Origin of the sequence: Micromonospora sp. D75 (assembly GCF_018070405.1) — a bacterium.
Lineage (GTDB): Bacteria > Actinomycetota > Actinomycetes > Mycobacteriales > Micromonosporaceae > Micromonospora > Micromonospora chalcea.
The window spans coordinates 1-2,422 of sequence record NZ_JAGPXV010000781.1; the positions used below are offsets into that span (position 1 = coordinate 1).

General features: G+C 73.8%; 2 protein-coding genes and 1 pseudogene. 2 read left to right on the plus strand and 1 reads right to left on the minus strand.

From position 1 onward, the window contains the following. Window positions 1-436 (plus strand): annotated as a pseudogene (locus KBX39_RS28950) (flagellar basal body protein FliL); the annotation flags it as partial. Between the two features lie 153 nt (window positions 437-589). Continuing rightward, complete coding sequence (locus tag KBX39_RS28955) at window positions 590-1,825, plus strand: ATP-binding protein (protein ID WP_210873580.1); 1,236 nt, start codon at window positions 590-592, stop codon at window positions 1,823-1,825. A 13-nt stretch (window positions 1,826-1,838) separates the two neighbouring features. Here the strand turns inward: KBX39_RS28955 and KBX39_RS28960 are convergent, their stop codons facing one another. Continuing rightward, the gene (locus tag KBX39_RS28960) at window positions 1,839-2,387 is read right to left on the minus strand and encodes a GNAT family N-acetyltransferase (protein WP_043330817.1); all 549 of its coding nucleotides are present in this window, start codon (window positions 2,385-2,387) and stop codon (window positions 1,839-1,841) included. Between the last annotated feature and the right edge of the window lie 35 nt (window positions 2,388-2,422).

Consider the following 2,422-nt stretch of genomic DNA (forward strand, 5'->3'; position numbering starts at 1 on the left):
GCTGGTGGTGGTGGTCGTGCTGGCGGTGCTGCTGCTCGGCGGCGCCGGGGCGTACTGGATGCTCGGCCGGGACGAGGAGAGCCCGACCGCCGGGACGACGGCGGCCACCACGCCGGCCGCTGATCCGACCGAGGCGGCGCCGAGCGATCCGGCGGAGGCCACGCCGACCGCGCCCGCGCCGGCCTCCTCGACCGATCCGCGTTTCGTGAAGGCGGGCCAGTGCGTCGCCAACGAGGGTGGCGGCGGTCAGCCGAAGCTGGTGATCGCCGACTGCGCCCCGAAGACGTACGAGGTGCTGCGGCGCATCGACGGCGCGACGAGCGGCAAGAAGGACGCGGAGGCGAAGTGCGGGAAGGTCGACGGGTACACCGACTGGTACTTCTTCGACAGTGAGCTGGACACGCTCGACTTCGTGCTCTGCCTGAAGCGCCGCTGACGCGCCACTGACGCCCCGGCTCGTCGGTAACCAAAACTAGGGCTGTCTAGCTTCCACGCTAGACAGCCCTAGTTTTATGTCGAGACCGACACGCGGTAGCCGCCTCTACGCACGTCTAGCCTGGCCGCTAGAGAAGCCGATACTGTGCGATTCGTGGATCCGGTCCGCAACCCGTACGCGCCGGGCGCCGGCCAGCGCCCGCCCGAACTCGCCGGGCGGGGGCGGGAACTGGACGTGTTCGACGTGGTGCTGGAACGCATCGCGCGTGGCCGGCCCGAACGCAGCCTGATGCTCACCGGGCTGCGCGGCGTCGGCAAGACCGTCCTGCTCAACACGCTGCGGTCCGAGGCGATCAACCACCTCTGGGGCACCGGCAAGATCGAGGCGCGGCCGGACCAGTCGCTGCGCCGCCCGATCGCCGCCGCGCTGCACATGGCGGTCCGCGAACTCGCGCCCCGGCACCGCGCCCCGGACCGGATCGACGCCTTCCTCGGCGTACTCAAGGCCTTCGCGCAACGCTCCGCCCCCACCGGGCGCGGCGGCGCGGCGCCCAAGCTGCGCGACCGCTGGCAGCCCGGCATCGACGTGCCCGCGAGCAGCGGACGCGCCGACTCCGGCGACATCGAGATCGACCTGGTCGAACTGCTCAGCGACGCGGCGACGGTCGCCACCGACGTCGGCACCGGCATCGCGATCTTCATCGACGAGATGCAGGACGTCGGCGCCGAGGACGTCTCCGCGCTCTGCGCCGCCTGCCACGAGCTGTCCCAGCTCGGCGCGCCTCTCATCGTGGTGGGCGCGGGACTGCCGCACCTGCCCGCGGTGCTCAGCGCCGCCAAGTCCTACTCCGAGCGGCTCTACCGCTACCAGCGCATCGACCGGCTCGACCGGATCGCCGCCGACCAGGCGCTCTGCGCGCCGGCCGAGCGGGAGGAGGTCGAGTACGAGCAGAAGGCCCTCGACCTGCTCTACGAGAAGTCCGGCGGCTACCCCTACTTCGTCCAGGCGTACGGCAAGGCCACCTGGGACCACGCGCCCCGCTCGCCGATCACCGCGGCGGACGTCCGGGTCGCCGCGCCCGAGGCGGAGGCGGAACTGGCGGTGGGGTTCTTCGGCTCCCGGTTCGAGCGGGCCACCCCGGCCGAACGCGAGTACATGCGCGCCATGGCGACGCTGGCGCTGGTGGACGGCGCGGAGGGCCGCCGCGACGACATGGACGCCGCGGTGCCGACCGCCGAGATCGCCCGCGCGCTCGGCCGCAAGCCGGCCAGCCTCTCCCCGGCCCGCGACGCGCTGATCAAGAAGGGGCTGATCTACTCCGGCGAGCGGGGGACGGTGGCGTTCACCGTCCCGCACTTCGGCCGCTACCTGCGCACCCAGCCCGCGTGACGGCCGCGACCGCTCAGACCCGCGACCACGGTGGTGGGAAGACCACCTCGCCGGACGGCGGTGGCGGTTCCTCGCTCGCCGACGGCGGCAGCACCAGCGCCTGCCACGGCTCGCCCAGCCCGGACCACGGGCTGGTCAGGCCCAGCCGGTCCGCCGGGCCGAACCCGAACCGCCGGTAGTACGCCGGGTCGCCCAGCACCACCACCAGCCGTTCGCCCAGCTCGGTCGCGGCGTCGAGCGCCGCCTGCACCGCCGCCGTGCCGTGACCGAGCCGCTGCCGGTGCCGTGCCACAGCCACCGGGCCCAGCGCCAGCGCCGGCCACACGCGGCCGTCGTCGGTGCGTACGCCGACGCGCGTGAGCAGCGCGTACGCCACCACCTCGCCGCCGTACTCGGCGACCATGGCCAGCTCGGGAATCCACGCCGGGCTGTGCCGCAGCTCCTCGACCAGGCCGACCTCCGGCGGGGTGGCCACGTCGGGCCGGGCGAAGGCGGCGGCCAGCACCCGGGCCACCGCCGGCTCGTCGGCGGGGCCCTCCGGGCGTAGTCGCAGCGTCGTCACCCGCGCGACCTTACCGAACGCGACCGGTCCATCCG